This is a genomic window from Clostridium beijerinckii, assembly GCF_036699995.1.
Classification (GTDB): domain Bacteria; phylum Bacillota; class Clostridia; order Clostridiales; family Clostridiaceae; genus Clostridium; species Clostridium helianthi.
The window spans coordinates 512,198-529,136 of the sequence record NZ_CP144906.1 but is presented as its reverse complement, the minus strand read 5'-3'; the positions used below and the strand labels follow the sequence as shown (position 1 = coordinate 529,136).

Genomic DNA, 16,939 nt, shown 5'->3' with positions numbered 1-16,939 from the left:
CCACCCCTTATAAGTAATTATAAGCATATACAATTATTTTTTCAATACTTATAAGCACTTTAATCATTATTCACCTAAAACACTTTATATAATAATTATTTTCATCTTCAAAACATTTCCTAAATTTTTAATAACCATCAAAAATTTAGTATTAATTATTTGAGCACTATAACTTTACTTGAAACAATGTTCTTTGTTTGTCGTAAATAAAAAAAGCAAATCTCTACAAATAGTTTACTATTCATAAAGACTTGCTCACCTATATTATTAATATTATTAAATTATGTTATTTTTCAAGTTATATTTTATAATCCTTCTCAATTTCAAGAAGCTTTTCCTTTACATTAAGACCACCAGCATATCCAACCAATTTACCATTAGCACCAACCACTCTATGACAAGGTATTATAATTGGAATTGGATTTTTATTATTAGCCATACCAACAGCTCTCGCTGCTTTTTCATTGCCTACTATTTTGGCAATTTCACCATAACTCCTTGTTTCTCCAAAAGGAATCTCTTGTAGAGCACTCCATACTTTTCTTTGGAACTCCGTCCCCTTAGGCGCTAATGGTAAATCAAAACAATTTCGCTCTCCTTCAAAAAACTCTTCCAATTGTTTTATAGCTTTTCGTAGTAACTCTGTTTCATTTCCTTCTATATTAAGTTCATCTTTGCTTATGAAACAAATTTTTGTAATTGCTGTACCATTTTCCACTATGCTGATTTTGCCGATTTTAGTGTTATAGTAATATACATTTTCCATAATGCACTTCCTTTTCGCAATATTATTTTTTTTCTATTACAATTAAAATAGGTGCTTCTTCACTCCTATTTTGCAAAAATTCTTTAATTATATAGTGGGAAATCATGCTTATGTCACTAACATACCTGAACATACTTTTCATCTCCATCTAAAAACTAATGTCTTTAATCAGACTAGAAACTTTGTTACTTAATATATTACCATAAAATTAAATTCAAAATAACCAAACAATTTTATAAAAAATCAAATATTTTATTTTGAATTTATATACCTTAATAATATATCTTCTATGAATAAAGCCATATCAGAATAATTTTTTTAATTATAATTCTTATATTAAAATTAGTAAAAATATAATATAAATATTTAAATTTCTACTAATTTTTTACTGCAAAAAATCGGATTTTTGTATTGTACAACCTATAACAATATAGTATAATTGTTATAGAAAATACTTAAGGCTATGGCAGTCTTATCAGTGTTATATATTAACTATGTTTGATTTATTAATTGAATAAGATTTTAGCAAAGGAGCTAGAGAATATTAAAATAATTCTTTAGCTTTTTATTTTTTTAACATGAATTTTTTGCCATATATGAATTTATATGGCAGGAACTTATATGTGGCAATTTCTTATTTCTTGTTGACAATTTATCATTTATACTCTAAAATTTTTTTAAAATTATTAATGTTTTTAATTAGTTAATATTAATTTAAATAAATGTTGTGTATTCTGAAAGGGGATCTTATTAATGAACAAAATCAATGAAATTTTTGCTTCAAATGTATTCAGCGATGCTGTAATGAAAGAACGTCTTCCTAAAGCTACTTATAAAGCTTTAAAAAAGACAATTGAAAAAGGAACTACTCTTGAACCAGATGTAGCAGATGTTGTTGCAGCTGCAATGAAAGATTGGGCTGTTGAAAAAGGTGCTACTCACTTTACTCACTGGTTCCAACCTATGACTGGAATTACTGCTGAAAAGCATGATTCTTTTATAAATCCAACTTCTGACGGAAAAGTTATATTAGAGTTCTCAGGAAAAGAATTAATTAAAGGTGAGCCAGATGCATCTTCATTCCCTTCAGGAGGACTTAGAGCTACTTTTGAAGCTAGAGGATATACTGCATGGGATTGTACTTCACCAGCATTCATAAAAGATGGTTCTTTATGTATACCAACCGCATTCTGCTCTTATAACGGAGAAGCTTTAGATAAGAAAACTCCATTATTACGTTCAATGGAAGCTTTAAACAAACAAGCTCTACGTGTTTTAAAAGCATTAGGTAATACTACTACTAAAAGAGTAATTACAACTGTTGGTCCTGAACAAGAATACTTCCTAATCGATAAGTCAATGTATGATGCTCGTAAAGACCTTATCTTAACAGGAAGAACATTATTCGGAGCAAAACCTTCAAAGGGTCAAGAACTTGAAGATCATTACTTTGGAACAATCAAACAAAGAATTTCTGATTTCATGAAAGAAGTAGACGAAGAACTTTGGAAGCTTGGAATATTAGCTAAAACTAAGCATAATGAAGTTGCTCCTGCTCAACATGAGTTAGCTCCAATATTTAGCACAACAAATATATCAACTGACCATAACCAACTTACAATGGAAATAATGAAGAAAGTTGCTGCAAAACATGATTTATATTGCTTGCTTCATGAAAAACCATTCGCTGGCGTAAACGGGTCAGGTAAACACAATAACTGGTCAATGGGTACTGATGATGGAATGAATCTTCTTGAACCAGGTAAATCTCCACACGAAAATCAACAATTCCTTTTATTCCTTTGTGCTGTAATAAAAGCTGTTGATGAATATCCAAGCTTATTAAGAGTATCAGCTGCTAATGCTGGAAATGATCATAGATTAGGTGCTAACGAAGCTCCTCCTGCTATAATCTCTATCTTCTTAGGCGATCAATTAGAGGATGTATTAGAACAAATTGAAAAGGGTCCAGCTACAAGTTCTAAGTCTGCAAGTGAATTAACTATTGGAGTAAATACATTACCTCCACTTCCAAAGGATGCAACTGATAGAAACAGAACTTCTCCATTTGCGTTTACTGGAAATAAATTTGAATTTAGAATGGTTCCATCTTCTGCTTCAATTGCTGGATGTAACTTTGTATTAAATACTATAGTTGCTGAAACTTTATCTGAAATTGCAGATAAACTTGAAAAAGCTACTGATTTAGATACTGAAATTCAATCAATCTTAACAAATATCGTTAAAAACCATAAGAGAATCATATTCAACGGTAACGGATATTCAGATGAATGGGTTGCTGAAGCAGAAAGAAGAGGACTTCCAAACATCCACTCAACTGTAGAAGCTGCTAAAGCTCTGATAGATGAAAAGAATCAAGCTGTATTAGAAAAGCATGGAGTTTTAACTAGAGTAGAATCAACATCTCGTTATGAAATCACTTTAGAAAACTACAATAAGATTATAAATATTGAAGCTTTAACAACACTTGAAATGGCAAAACGTCAAATTTTACCTGCTGTAATTAAGTTTGCTACAAGTCTTGCAGAATCAATTAATACTATAAAGGCTACTGGTGTGAATGCGGACATATCAGTTCAAACTGAATTATTAACTGAAGTTTCAACATTAACAGCTTCATTAAATAAGAATGTTGCTCTTCTTGAAAAATTAGTTGAAAAAGCTGATAACTTCGATGGAGATATATTCGATTTAGGAATGATGTACAGATATGAAGTATTTGAACAAATGAATACTTTAAGAGCTGATGCTGATAAACTTGAAACTCTAGTAGACCAAGAATTCTGGCCAATTCCAACTTATAGCGATATGTTATTCAACGTTTAATATAAAATCTTTATATAAAATGGAGTGATTCTTTTTAGAATCACTCCATTTTATATATTATTACTAAGTTAATTTGTATAATGTTATTATTAGAAAAGCTAAATGCTAATGATACCCTCCTAGAAAATATCATTAGCATTTAATACAATTATATTTTATTTGCTAGTTATAAAATTGTATAGTGCTCCTATGAGATTAGCATCATTTCTAAACTTACAGCTAACTACATTAGGTATTGGTAAATCATCAATTTCAAAACTCTTCTGATACTTGTCCACATTCCTCTTAATATATTGTATCAATATCTCTTGACTACTTATCCCTCCACCAATTGCAAATATTTCTGGATCTAATATACACTGTAAATTAAAAATTTGTACTGCTAGCTTATAAGTGAAATCATCTAAAATTTTAAGAATATCTGGATCGTTATTATTTGCATATTCAAATATTTTATACCCATCTAATTCATCTGTCGGAAGACTTTTTACCTTTGCAACTTCATTTATCAATGCTTTAGAACCACTTATAGATCCCCAACACTCATCCGTGTTCTCAGTATTATTTACATTTGTATTTATAAAGCTAAACTCACCTGCAAAGAAGTTTTTTCCTTTATGGATTTTCTTATTTCGAACTATTCCTCCACCCACACCTGTTCCTAGTACTATTACAACTCCATCATCGAAATCTTTTAAACTTCCTTTCCAAACCTCTGCTAAAGCTGCACATTTTCCATCATTCTCTATTGTAATCTTTATCGGGCATCTTTCTTTAAGAATTTTTACAATCTCTTTACCTTCATTATATGACAGTGCACCACCTGTATAAGTATAGCCTTTTTCACTATCTAATACTCCTGGCATACTTATAGCTATTCCTTCTATATCATCTTTATATATATCATAGATTTCACCTATTACATCTATAAAACTTTCAATTTTATCAAGTGGTGTTGGTTTTTTACCCTTTTCAATAAACTCCAAATCCTCTGTCATCAGTGCATACTTAATAGAACTTCCACCAACATCTAACACTAAATATCTCATCTTTACACCTCTCATTATTATCTTTAAAATTTAATTCACCCACACTCTATGCCCTAATATTTACAAAAATAACGTTTACTAAAATAATAATAGCATAATGTTAAACCTCTTTCAATTCAAAGTAAGTAACTTAAAATTATCAACATCTTCTTATAGTTATCCACACAATATGTCTATACATCCTGTTAATTCTTTACTAACTCTAATTAGTAAAAGCTCTATTAACAACCTTATTGTAGCTGGAATTATAATTTCTGCCAACCACAAATCTCCCATGCCTAATCATAAAAAAATACCATCTATATACTGTATACAATGCTTGTACAAATATAGCTGATTCTGATGGCATAAAGTATGATCTCTTTATAAAAGAAGACTTGCCTTAGAAGCAAATCTTCTTTTATAAAGCCAATACTCATAATGGTCCTATATCAATCTTAAATCACTCTCTCCTTACTTAGAATTTAATCATACATCTGTTCATGAGTTGAAAGAGTTCTTTACAAAATTAAGATTTCTAAATATATGTTATGCACAATATTCCTATTCTACTTTTCTTTCTTAACTCTATAAACTAGAAATATTCCATAACAAACTAAAATAAGCGCTATTAATATCTTAATATCAAATATATTTTCACCTAAGATTGATGCTGATAGCAATGTTCCAAATACCGGTATTAAAAAATTAAATACTGATATTAATCCTACTTTGTTATATTTTAATAATTGTGTCCAAACAGCAAAGGCTATTGATGATAGTAATGCCATATATATAAGTAGTGATGTTGATTTCGCTGTAAATCCTTCTAAGCTACCTCCCAATGTAAATCCTAGCGCTGTAAGAAGAATTCCTCCTATAAACAACTGAAAGCCAGTTACTATTGAGGGTTCTTGAGTTTGAGTTATCTTCTTCCCATATATTGCTGACACAGCAAATATTATTGCGGCAATCATTATAAACCCCTCACCTTTAAAAGTGACAGATGTTCCTCCTAATGATTCTCCATTTAAGTTAACAATTACTACTCCTATAAATCCAATAACACATCCTATTATCTTATTTAAATTTAACCTATCATTCTTATATATAAAATGAGCTAGAATTATACTTACAAAAGTTCCTGTTCCATTTATTATAGATCCTCTAACCCCTGTAGTATATGACATTCCAACGTAAAAGAATATATATTGAAGTGCAGTTTGAGTTAACCCTAATAAGGTTATCTGCCCAAATTGCTTTCTAGTAAATTTAAATATAACTCTTTTTGATATAAGCTCAAATATAAGTATAAAAATACCTGCAAGTGTAAACCTATATCCTGCAAAAATTAATTTAGAGCCTATGTCACTTATATTGAATAGTGAATATCCAACTTTTATAGCCGGATATGCACTTCCCCATAAAAAGCAACATAATGTTGCTAAAAGTACAATATTTTTTCTGTTAGTATAAACTTTTACTTCATCCATTTTATATGTTTCTCTCTCCCGCCTAATCATTGTAAGTAGTTCATCAAATCACTTTTTTATTCCGCATTCATTCTAATTCTATCTAATACTTCCATAACCCGAATTGATTCATTTAAAGTTAAATAATCACTTTCAAGCTTTGACTCTTTTAAACAGTTATGAACTTCTTTAATCTCTGCATACATGTCATCAAATTCTATATCTTTTTCAATTGTATATGACTTGCCCGAATTTAGATTAACAACAGCTTTGTTCGGTCTATTATACATCGGAATCTCCATCCATCCCTTTGTTCCTCTAATAATAGCTGTCCTTTCTTTATTTCTATCAATTGCCCCTTCTACAGTTCCTATTACTCCATCTTCAAAAGAAAGTATTGCTTTAAAATAGGAATCGACTCCTGATTCATTTATATCCATGTAAGACTTAACATTTATAACTTCTGAATCAATAATATCCATTACAAATGACAATGGATAAATTCCTACATCAAGTAGCGCCCCACCTTGTTCCTTGTCTAATAAATACGATCCCGGTTTAATGTTTTCTACATTATTGCAAAAGTTAGCTTCTATAGCCGTTATATCTCCGATCTCTTTATTTCTTATTATTTTCTTAATATCACTAATTATCGGAATAAATCTTGTCTTCATAGCTTCCATAAAGAATGTACTATTTAGTAAAGCTTCTTTCTTTATTTCTACCATTTCTTCTGAATTTATCCCTACGGGTTTCTCACACAACACAGCCTTTTTATGCCTTAAAGCTTCGATGGACCAGTGTTTATGAAAGCCGTGAGGTAATGCTATATATACAGCATCCACTTCTTCATCTCTTAATAATTCATTATAATTTTCATAAACTTTCTCACAATTATACTTGTCATAAAATTCATCACGTTTTTCCTTAGTTCTAGATGCCATAGCATACAGTTTACCTTCATTAGAATATGATAAACTCTTTGCAAATCTCAAAGCTATATTTCCAAGTCCTATAATTCCCCATCTAATCATTACTTTTCCTCCTTATTATAAACCTACAATTTTATTCATCTTTATTTATTAAAAATACTATTCTATATTACTATATCATACTCTCCATTCATACACGCTAATCGCTAGTACAAAAATATCCGCAATACTTAGAATGTATTAAACAATTATTAGTATACAATCATATATTTCTGCCTATAAAAAGTTTGTAAGCAGAAAAGTCTTAAGAATAAACATACCCATACTCTTAAGACTTTAAATTTGATTTATTATGTTAACTATACTTCTGCTGATTCATCAATATCTTTCATAGTTAATGATATTCTCTTTCTCTTTTCATCAACTTCTAATATCGCTACCTTCACTATATCTCCAACTTTAACTATATCTAAAGGATGCTTTACAAATCTATTTGCCATTTGACTTTTGTGAACTAATCCATCTTGATGCACTCCTATATCTACAAATGCTCCAAAATCCGATACATTTCTAACAGTTCCAGCTAAAACCATCCCAGGTTTTAAGTCTTTAAGTTCTATTATTCCCGTTTTTAGTATTGGCTTTGGCATTTCTTCTCTAGGGTCTCTGCCTGGCTTCTTTAATTCTTTTATTATATCCTTTAGAGTCATTTCCCCAACTTCCAATGTTTCACTTAATTTTTTTAATCCTTGGGATTGAGCTCTTTCATCAATGTCCCCTAATTTATTATTCTTAAGGTCTTCTTTATTGTAACCAAGTATTTCTATTAGCTTCTTAGCTATATCATAAGACTCTGGATGCACAGATGTATTATCCAAAGGTTCTTTGCTATCATCAACTCTTAAAAATCCAGCACATTGCTCATAAGCCTTTTGACCTAATCTCTTAACTTTTAATAGTTCTTTTCTTGAAGTGAATCTTCCAACTTCTTCTCTATAGTCAACAATATTTTTAGCGATAGATGCATTTATTCCCGAAATATGTGTTAAAAGCGATGGTGTTGCTATATTTAAGTCAACTCCAACAGTGTTAACTGAGTCCTCTACTACACCTGCTAAAGATTCTTCTAACTTTTTAGGAGTAACATCATGTTGATATTGTCCTACTCCTATAGCCTTAGGATCTATCTTAACTAGTTCCGCAAGTGGATCTTGCAGCCTTCTTCCTATTGAAATTGCTCCTCTTACTGTAACATCTAAATCTGGATATTCCTTAGTTGCAAGCTCTGATGCTGAATAAACCGACGCTCCTGCTTCAGATACTATTACATATGCTAATTCTTTTCCAGTTTCATTTTTTATCTCCGTAATCATTTCAGCAATAACTTCTTCTGATTCTCTTGATGCTGTACCATTTCCAAGGGATATAACATCAACATTATGTTTAGCAATAAGAGCTTTTAAAGTTTTCTTCGTTCCTTCGATATCTCTTTTAGGCACTGTAGGATATACTGCTGTATTTTCCAAAAATTTTCCTGTTGCATCTAGAATCGCTATTTTACAACCAGTTCTAAATCCTGGATCATATCCCATTACTACTTTTCCTTTAATAGGCGCTTGTAATAACAATGCTTTCAAGTTTTCTTTAAATATCTTAATAGCACCTTCTTCACCTATATCAGTTAATTCACTTCTTATCTCTCTTTCTATAGATGGATAAATTAATCTTTTTAACGAATCTCTAATTGCAAGTTTTAATTTTTCATCTAAAGTTTCATTACCTTTTAATACTTGATTTTCTAAGTATTGAATTATCTTATCTTCATTAACAGTTATCTTAACATTTAGGATTTTTTCTTTTTCCCCTCTGTTTATAGCTAATATTCTATGAGGTGGTATCTTATTTACTGCTTCAGAATATTCATAATACATTTCATATGGAGTTGGCTCATCTGAACTTCCCTTTGATTCTATATTACCTTCTCTAATAACAAATTCTCTTATATACTTTCTGTACTTAGCTTCATCAGAAATGCTTTCAGCTATTATATCTAAAGCTCCTTGAATAGCTTCTTGGCTATTTGTAACTCCCTTTTCTTCACTTATATACTTAGCCGCCTCTTCATCTAAGTCCCCACTGAATTTTCCTTCCAAAATTAGTTCAGCAAGAGGCTTTAATCCCTTTTCTACTGCTATTGTTGCTTTTGTTCTCTTTTTAGGTTTGAAAGGTCTATATATATCTTCAACTTCTGTTAAGGTCGTTGCACTTTCTAAAGCTTTTCCTATTTCGTCAGTATATTTTTCTTGTTCTTTTATAAGCCTTGTAACATCAGCTTTTCTTTCTTCTAAATTTCTTAGATAAGTAAGTCTTTCAGATAATTTTCTTAAGACTTCATCTGAAAGTCCTCCTGTTGCTTCTTTTCTATATCTTGAAATAAATGGAACTGTATTTCCATCATCTAAAAGTCCAATAACATTTTGAACCTGACTTAACTTTATTTCTAATTCTTTTGCGATTCTTTCTTCAATTGAATTCATAATTTCCTCCTGCTTATATTAAATTACCTAAATAGTCATTGCCACAACAATACTATTTTACCATATAAATCATTATTGCCATTACTATTTTTAGTAATGGCAATAATCCTATATCACTATTAATATTATAAACTTATTTTAATTGAAAGCAATAATTATATATATTTTTCTTCTACAGTTGTCCTCACTTTCAGTTTCCCATTTTCCTTACTAATCTCAAGAATTAATTTTCTTAAATCCTTTTTGTTTAATTCATTATATACTACGATTTCTTGTTTTTGCCCATCGTTATAATAGCAGAGTTTAAGTTCTGTTACTCTATTCAAATAACTTAAAACTAAAGTCTTAACTACTTGCCCATCCTTTCTTATATTGGATATCTTTAATGGATGTTTTTCAATTCCCTCAAAGCTTAAATATATATCCCTTAAGTCTTCACCTGTTAAGTTTTTAATAAGAATATCTTTTGTTCCTGGTATATTAAAATACATATTTACCCCTCCAATTTTTATTGAATAAGTATAGAAGACTAAACTTTAAATTTAGATTTTATTCTTAAATACAACAAGTGGGAGCATTATCTCAAAAGTTGTCCCTATTTCACTATCTATAATTCTAATATCACCATTATGTTTATTTAATATCTTCTTTGTGATAGATAATCCAAGTCCTGTTCCTCCAGTTTTTGAGTTTCTTGATTTATCAACTCTAACAAATGGATTAAATATATTTTCTCTATACTTTTGAGGAATACATTCACCGTTATCTGATAATATAATATAGAAATAATTATCTCTCACTTCTGTTTTTACTCCTATTCTACTTCCTACAGGATTGTATTTAACTTTATTGTCCAAAACATTATTTATAGCTCTAGATAACTTTTCTTCATTTATCATTACATAATAGGGCTCTTCAATTATTTCAAAATCATATTCGAACTTTTTATGATCAAATTCCGGAATATAGTTTGCTATTATTTGTCTAACAAATTCAGCTATATCTGCTTTTACGGTAATCATTTTATAATCAGAATTATCATATAATGAAAATTCAAACAAGTCTGTTATTAATTTATTTGCTCTTTGTGAATTCTTATTTATTATGTTTAAGTATTCTAACTTTTCCTTTTCATCTAAATCATTATTATTAATTAAAATCTCACTATATCCTAAAATTGATGAAAGAGGGTTTTTTAAATCATGCGATATATCTAATATTAAATCCTCTTTTATCTTCTGTAATTTTTCCTTTTGACTTTTTTCATTTTGTATAGTTCCTGCCATCATATTAAATCCATTTGCTAATTCAAGAAATTCATTCTTTTTATCTATATCTAAACGTATATTATAATTGCCATGAGATATCTCTATTACTCCAGCCAATAATGTCTTTATTGGTTTTATAAATGCGCTAGAAGTTGCTTTAGCTAAAATATACACTATCGAGAGAATTAATAGAACATTGAACGCACCCATTATTTTTATTATTAGATTATGAGGAATTACTTTGGTGATTCTATTCGGCTTTGTAATCTCTGAATACGGGAATCCAACTACCACTAAAGAATCTTCTTCTTTTAGATACTTGCTATATAGTGAATATTTAACATTATCTTTTGTTTCAATTATTGAATTATTGAAATCTGATAATGCAAACATTGTTCTAATATCATCATTTAGTGATTCTTCATTATCCTTTGTTAATCCAAATAAATACATATAGCTTTGCAAATTTATATTTTTAAATTCCTCGATAACATGTCCCCTCATGTAAAGAACTTTATTCTCATTATTTATTTTTACCATGAAACCATCTATATCAGACAAATCCCCATCCGTTATACTCGTATAATCTTTTACAAGCTTATTTTGTAGCCCTCCAAAATAAGAATTATATGTATTAGGTCCGCATAAAGTTCCATAAACAACAATTGAGCCAATAATCGCTATTAATAGTATTATGTTTATAGCTATATATCCCAAAAAATATATAAAAAATAACTCTGTTGTAACACTCCTTTTTATTCTTTTAGCTTTCATGCATTGCAACCCTCTCAATTTTATAACCTATCCCTCTTATGGTTTTTATGTAGATTGGATTCTTAGGATCATCCTCTATTTTCTCTCTAATATGACTTAAATGAACCATTATATTATTAGAGTCTCCAAAATAAGCTTCCTCCCATACTTCTTCATATATTTGTTTCTTAGTAAATACTTTCCCTAAATTTGAAACTAATAACTTTAAAATTTTGAATTCCTTTGGATTTAGATCAATCTTTCTGTTCCCCTTATAAACTTCAAAAGTCTCAGTAAATAGTTTTAATTCTCCTGTCGAATAAATTATGTCCTTATGCTCAGCATATTTGTAACATCTTCTAAGATTAGATGCCACTCTTGCAGATAATTCAATTGGACTTATAGGCTTTACTAGATAATCATCAGCTCCAAGTCCTAAAGCCAAAACTTTATCAGAATCGTTCCCCATCGCTGTAATACAAATTATAGGAATAGTAGAGATGGCTCGTACCTTTTGTATCACTGAAATCCCATCAACATTTGGCATCATTATATCTAATAAAATTAAATCTATTTTTTCATTTTCAAATATATTTAAAGCTTCTCGTCCATCGGAAGCTTCATAAACTTCATAGTTTTCCTTTCTCATATGCAATGAAATAAGATTTCTAATATCTCTTTCATCTTCAACTATTAGAATATTCATAAATTCAACTCCTCCACTAATATGAATATATTTTATCATATTTATATACCATTTTAGGAATTAATTTCAATTATTAATTCTGATATTATATGCTAATCATATAAGAATACTTATTTTATATAAATTTGTTATTGATTGAATAAAGATCTAACGGTATAATTATTATGTAAATAATTACCAGGAGTGATGGGTTTATGGTTAAAAATATTAGTAGAATTTGCTCTTTCTCATTATTATTTTTACTCTCAATACTTGCATTAAACGAATTTCAAATAATGAGTTACTCAGTTAACTTAAAAAATATATTTTACTTTCTAGTATTAATTTTGATTATGTTTTCGTCTGTCACAACTCTTCTAACAAACAAATCAGGCTTTTTTAAATTTGTTAGTGTAGTAATAATGACAGCATTGGTAGTTGGAGGAATCATGTCTATACTAAAACCTGGACTTAATATTTCCCTATATGTGTGCATAATTCTTATTGCCGTCTATTCTTTAATCGATATATTTTATAAAGCTGCTTAGCTATACAGATATACCAGTTTATTTTTACTATTTATTTTATATAAACTTTATTTTTAGAAAATTTCTCTTAATAAAAAGGCTTCTATCATAAAATCATTTAGATAGAGGCCTTTTTCATTAAGAGAATATATATTCTTTTATTGTTGCTTTAGATATGCATTTATAAACATATCAATCTCACCATCCATTACTGATGTAACATTTGATGTTTCGACATTAGTTCTATGATCTTTAACCATGCTATATGGATGAAATACGTATGATCTTATTTGACTTCCCCATCCCATATCTTTTAATTCTCCGGTTAAATCCTCAATTTTTTCTTTATGTGCTCTTTCTTTTAGTTCAACAAGTTTAGATTTCAGCATTTCCATAGCTGTATCCCTGTTAGAAAATTGACTTCTTTCATTTTGGCACTGTACAACTATTCCAGTTGGAATATGAGTTATCCTAACTGCTGAGTCCGTTTTATTAACATGCTGGCCTCCAGCTCCTCCTGATCTATAAGTATCTATCTTTAGATCATCAGATCTTATTTCTATATCTTGTTCCTTTGTAAGTTCTGGAAGAACTTCCATAGATGCAAATGATGTTTGTCTTTTACCATTGGCGTTATATGGCGATATTCTAACCAGCCTGTGAATACCTTTCTCCGCTTTTAAGTAACCATATGCATATTCCCCAGTAACTTTTAAAGTAACGCTTTTAATTCCAGCTTCATCTCCAGGAAGTAAATCTAGAGTTTCAATACTATAGCCTTGTTTCTCACACCATCTTGTATACATTCTTAAAAGCATTTCTGTCCAATCATTAGCATCAGTACCTCCAACACCAACGTGAAGCGTCAAGATGGCATTGTTTTTATCATATTCTCCGCATAGTAGTACTTTCATATTATAGTCATCAATCTGTGCTTCTATATCTCTTAAAGTTTGTATTATTTCATTAGCAGATTCTTCATCATCATCTTCCATGATTTCTTTTAGTACTTCTATATCCTCAATCCGAGACTTCAGCTTATCGAAATTTTCAATTTTGTCTTTTATCAACTTACTCTTTTTTGTAACTTCTTCTGCCTTTTTTATATTATCCCAGAAACCTGATTCTTGCATTTGATATTCTAACTCATTGAGCTCCTTTTCTAACCTATCTCGGTCAAAGTGAAGCCCCCATTTCTTCTATAGATTTTTTTATACCTGGAAGTTTAACCAATTCCTTTTCAAGTTCAATTATCATCTATTATTCACCTCTTTCAAAAAATCCAGTATTAATAAGAATTCCGCAGAAGCCTTCTTAAAACTGTATTTAATTCTAAATAACAATTCTTCAAACCTCTACGGAATTTATTATATCATATTTATCATTTTTCAAACTCTTTAGAGCTTATTACAAAGTTTCAAACTTGTTTATGCTTCTCTTCCACAACAATTTTTAAATTTCTTACCGCTACCACAAGGGCACAATTCATTTCTTCCATGCTTATCTAGATTTCTAACTGGAGCTACTGGCCCTGCACTAGGTCCACCTGGTTGATTTTGTCCTGGCCCTGGAGCCGCAGCACTTGAAGATTCCGCATGAATTGCTGCAGTTTCTTGAGCAACCCTTACTCTTTCTGGTGCAACTTCTATTCTAACATGGAATAACAGCCTAACTGTTTCTTCTTTGATTGCTTTAATCATATCATTAAACATTTCGCTACCTTCCATTTGGTACGCTTGAACTGGATCAATTTGTTTGAATGATTGAAGCCCTATACCTTGTTTTAAATGATCCATATTATCTATATGATTCATCCATTTAGTATCAACAGCTCTTAAAAGAACAACTCTTTCAACTTCTCTTAATCTTTCTGCACCAAACTCTTCTTCCTTTTGTTCATAGAACTTACGTGCTGATTCAAATAAGCTTTCGATTATTTCCTCATTTGACAGATTTTCAAGACTAGGTAAATTAACTGTACCTGGAGCTATACATATATCTTGTAAAGCAACCATTAGATGCAAGAATTCTTCTCTATAATCTTCTGATTCACCTGTAACATAAGTATTAACAGCTTCAGCAATAATATCCTTTGTCATTGATAATATTTCTTCTTTTACATCTTCGCCTTCAAGAACTTCTGATCTTTGTTTGTAGATAACTTCTCTTTGGATATTCATTACATCGTCATAACCCAATAATTGTTTTCTAATATCAAAGTTATTACCTTCAACCTTCTTTTGAGCATTCTCAATAGCTTTTGAAACCATTTTACTTTCAATTGCTTCTTCTTCTTGAAGTCCTAATTTTTCAACAACACCTTGAATCTTCTCTGATCCGAATATTCTCATTAGATCATCTTCTAAGGAAATAAAGAATGTTGATTCACCTGGATCTCCTTGTCTTCCTGAACGTCCTCTTAACTGGTTATCTATTCTTCTTGATTCATGTCTTTCAGTACCTATTATTTTAAGACCACCAAGTTCAACTACACCTTCGCCAAGCTTGATATCAGTACCTCTACCTGCCATATTAGTAGCTATAGTAACCATGCCCTTTTCACCAGCATGACTTATTATTTCAGCTTCTTGTTCATGGAATTTAGCATTTAATACTTGATGTGGTACTCCTTTTTTCTTAAGCATACTTGATACAAGTTCTGACTTTTCAATACTTACTGTACCAACTAACACTGGTTGCCCTTTAGCATGAGCTTTTTCAACCTCTGAAGCAACTGCCTTTATTTTTCCAAGCTCTGTGCTAAATACTAAGTCTGGATTATCTTTTCTTGCTATTGGTCTATGTGTTGGTATAACAATAACATCTAGCCCGTAAATTTCTCTAAATTCATTTTCTTCTGTTAATGCAGTACCAGTCATACCTGATAACTTTTTATACATTCTAAAATAGTTTTGGAATGTTATAGTAGCCAAAGTTTTTGATTCTCTAGCGATTTTAACTCCTTCTTTAGCTTCTATCGCTTGATGAAGACCATCTGAATACCTTCTTCCCTCCATAAGTCTTCCTGTAAATTCATCAACAATTATTACTTCGCCATCTTTAACCATGTAATCTTTGTCTCTTCTCATAGCAAAGTTTGCTTTTAACGCTTGAGTTACATAGTGTTGTAATTCAATATTTTCAGCATCTGCATAATTGGCTACTTTAAAGGTTACTTCTGCTTTTCTAACACCTTCATCAGTTAACATTACTGCATTTGCTTTTTCATCTCTAGTAAAATCTTTCTCTGCAACTAACTTCTTTGCAAAATAGTCTGCAACTTTATAAAATTCAGTAGATTTTTCACCTTGACCTGAAATTATAAGCGGAGTTCTAGCTTCATCTATTAATATTGAGTCAACTTCATCGACTATAGCAAAATTTAATGGTCTTTGAACTCTTTCCTCTTTGTAAATAACCATGTTATCTCTTAAGTAGTCAAATCCAAATTCATTATTAGTTCCATAAGTGATATCTGATGCATATGATTCTCTTCTTTGATCATTATTTAATTCATGTACAATAACACCTGTAGTCAATCCTAAGAAACCATATAACTCACCCATCTGCTCAGCATCTCTTTTTGCAAGATAGTCGTTAACTGTTACTATGTGAACACCATTTCCACTTAACCCATTTAAGTACGCTGGTAAAGTAGCAACTAGAGTTTTACCTTCACCTGTTTTCATTTCTGATATTCTACCTTGGTGAAGTATCATACCACCCATAAGTTGTTCATCATAGTGCTTCATTCCTAAAACTCTTTTTGAAGCTTCTCTTACAACTGCGAATGCTTCTGGCAAAATATCATCTAATGTTTCACCATTTGCTAATCTTTCTTTAAACGCTGGAGTTTTTGCCTTTAACTCCTCATCAGAAAGCTTTTGCAGCTCTTCATCTAGATCATTTATTTTTTGTATAGTAGGTTTGAGCCTTTTAACTTCTCTTTCACTATATGTTCCAAATACGGCATTTAATAGTCCCATAATGTCATCCTTTCGAAATTATATATTTCACGTTAATTTCCAATATATTTTAACTATCCATAATTCATAATCTGTAATTTATTTTATAAATCACGTATTTTATAATTATAACATTTTACTTATCTTATTTTCAATAAA

General features: G+C 30.1%; 12 protein-coding genes. 2 read left to right on the top strand and 10 right to left on the bottom strand.

The window, feature by feature from the left end; translation table 11 throughout:
- Window positions 1-298: 298 nt before the first annotated feature.
- On the bottom strand, window positions 299-766 hold the full coding sequence (locus PZA12_RS02650; RefSeq protein WP_078115811.1) for a methylated-DNA--[protein]-cysteine S-methyltransferase: 468 nt from the start codon (window positions 764-766) through the stop codon (window positions 299-301).
- 753 nt (window positions 767-1,519) lie between these two features.
- Between PZA12_RS02650 and PZA12_RS02645 the strand changes: the two genes are divergently transcribed.
- Window positions 1,520-3,613 carry a glutamine synthetase III gene (locus tag PZA12_RS02645; RefSeq protein ID WP_103698998.1) on the top strand — a complete coding sequence of 698 codons (2,094 nt, stop codon included), beginning with the start codon at window positions 1,520-1,522 and terminating at the stop codon, window positions 3,611-3,613.
- Between the two features lie 155 nt (window positions 3,614-3,768).
- On the opposite strand, the gene PZA12_RS02640 is transcribed toward PZA12_RS02645, so the two are convergent.
- The 7 genes from PZA12_RS02640 to PZA12_RS02610 all read right to left on the bottom strand — a co-directional run bounded on the left by PZA12_RS02640 (window position 3,769) and on the right by PZA12_RS02610 (window position 12,309).
- Window positions 3,769-4,662 carry an ROK family protein gene (locus PZA12_RS02640; protein WP_078115809.1) on the bottom strand — a complete coding sequence of 298 codons (894 nt, stop codon included), beginning with the start codon at window positions 4,660-4,662 and terminating at the stop codon, window positions 3,769-3,771.
- A 548-nt stretch (window positions 4,663-5,210) separates the two neighbouring features.
- Window positions 5,211-6,134 carry a DMT family transporter gene (locus PZA12_RS02635; protein WP_103698997.1) on the bottom strand — a complete coding sequence of 308 codons (924 nt, stop codon included), beginning with the start codon at window positions 6,132-6,134 and terminating at the stop codon, window positions 5,211-5,213.
- A gap of 56 nt (window positions 6,135-6,190) precedes the next feature.
- Window positions 6,191-7,147, bottom strand: coding sequence for a Gfo/Idh/MocA family protein (locus PZA12_RS02630; protein ID WP_103698996.1), 957 nt, complete (start codon window positions 7,145-7,147; stop codon window positions 6,191-6,193).
- A gap of 257 nt (window positions 7,148-7,404) precedes the next feature.
- Window positions 7,405-9,582 (bottom strand): Tex family protein, encoded by a 2,178-nt coding sequence (locus PZA12_RS02625; protein ID WP_103698995.1) that lies wholly within the window; start codon window positions 9,580-9,582, stop codon window positions 7,405-7,407.
- A gap of 155 nt (window positions 9,583-9,737) precedes the next feature.
- A complete protein-coding gene (locus tag PZA12_RS02620) occupies window positions 9,738-10,073 on the bottom strand; it encodes a hypothetical protein (protein ID WP_077844648.1) in 336 nt (111 codons plus the stop codon).
- A gap of 51 nt (window positions 10,074-10,124) precedes the next feature.
- Window positions 10,125-11,624 carry a sensor histidine kinase gene (locus PZA12_RS02615; RefSeq protein WP_078115804.1) on the bottom strand — a complete coding sequence of 500 codons (1,500 nt, stop codon included), beginning with the start codon at window positions 11,622-11,624 and terminating at the stop codon, window positions 10,125-10,127.
- Window positions 11,614-12,309, bottom strand: coding sequence for a response regulator transcription factor (locus tag PZA12_RS02610; RefSeq protein WP_011967784.1), 696 nt, complete (start codon window positions 12,307-12,309; stop codon window positions 11,614-11,616). The genes PZA12_RS02615 and PZA12_RS02610 overlap by 11 nt, the downstream gene beginning before the upstream one ends.
- 194 nt (window positions 12,310-12,503) lie before the next feature.
- On the opposite strand from PZA12_RS02610, the gene PZA12_RS02605 reads away from it, so the two are divergent.
- The gene (locus tag PZA12_RS02605) at window positions 12,504-12,836 is read left to right on the top strand and encodes a hypothetical protein (RefSeq protein ID WP_017213034.1); all 333 of its coding nucleotides are present in this window, start codon (window positions 12,504-12,506) and stop codon (window positions 12,834-12,836) included.
- A gap of 137 nt (window positions 12,837-12,973) precedes the next feature.
- Here PZA12_RS02605 and prfB read toward each other — a convergent pair.
- Together prfB and secA are read right to left on the bottom strand one after the other, a co-directional pair.
- Window positions 12,974-14,072, bottom strand: a protein-coding gene (gene prfB / locus PZA12_RS02600; protein ID WP_423220254.1) for a peptide chain release factor 2 whose coding sequence is annotated in 2 segments (ribosomal slippage) — window positions 12,974-13,999 and window positions 14,001-14,072 — 1,098 coding nt in all. Because the reading frame shifts where the segments join, the coding sequence is not laid out codon by codon here.
- A gap of 170 nt (window positions 14,073-14,242) precedes the next feature.
- Window positions 14,243-16,801: a preprotein translocase subunit SecA gene (gene secA, locus PZA12_RS02595; RefSeq protein ID WP_078115802.1), complete on the bottom strand. Its 2,559-nt coding sequence runs from the start codon at window positions 16,799-16,801 to the stop codon at window positions 14,243-14,245.
- Window positions 16,802-16,939: the final 138 nt, after the last annotated feature.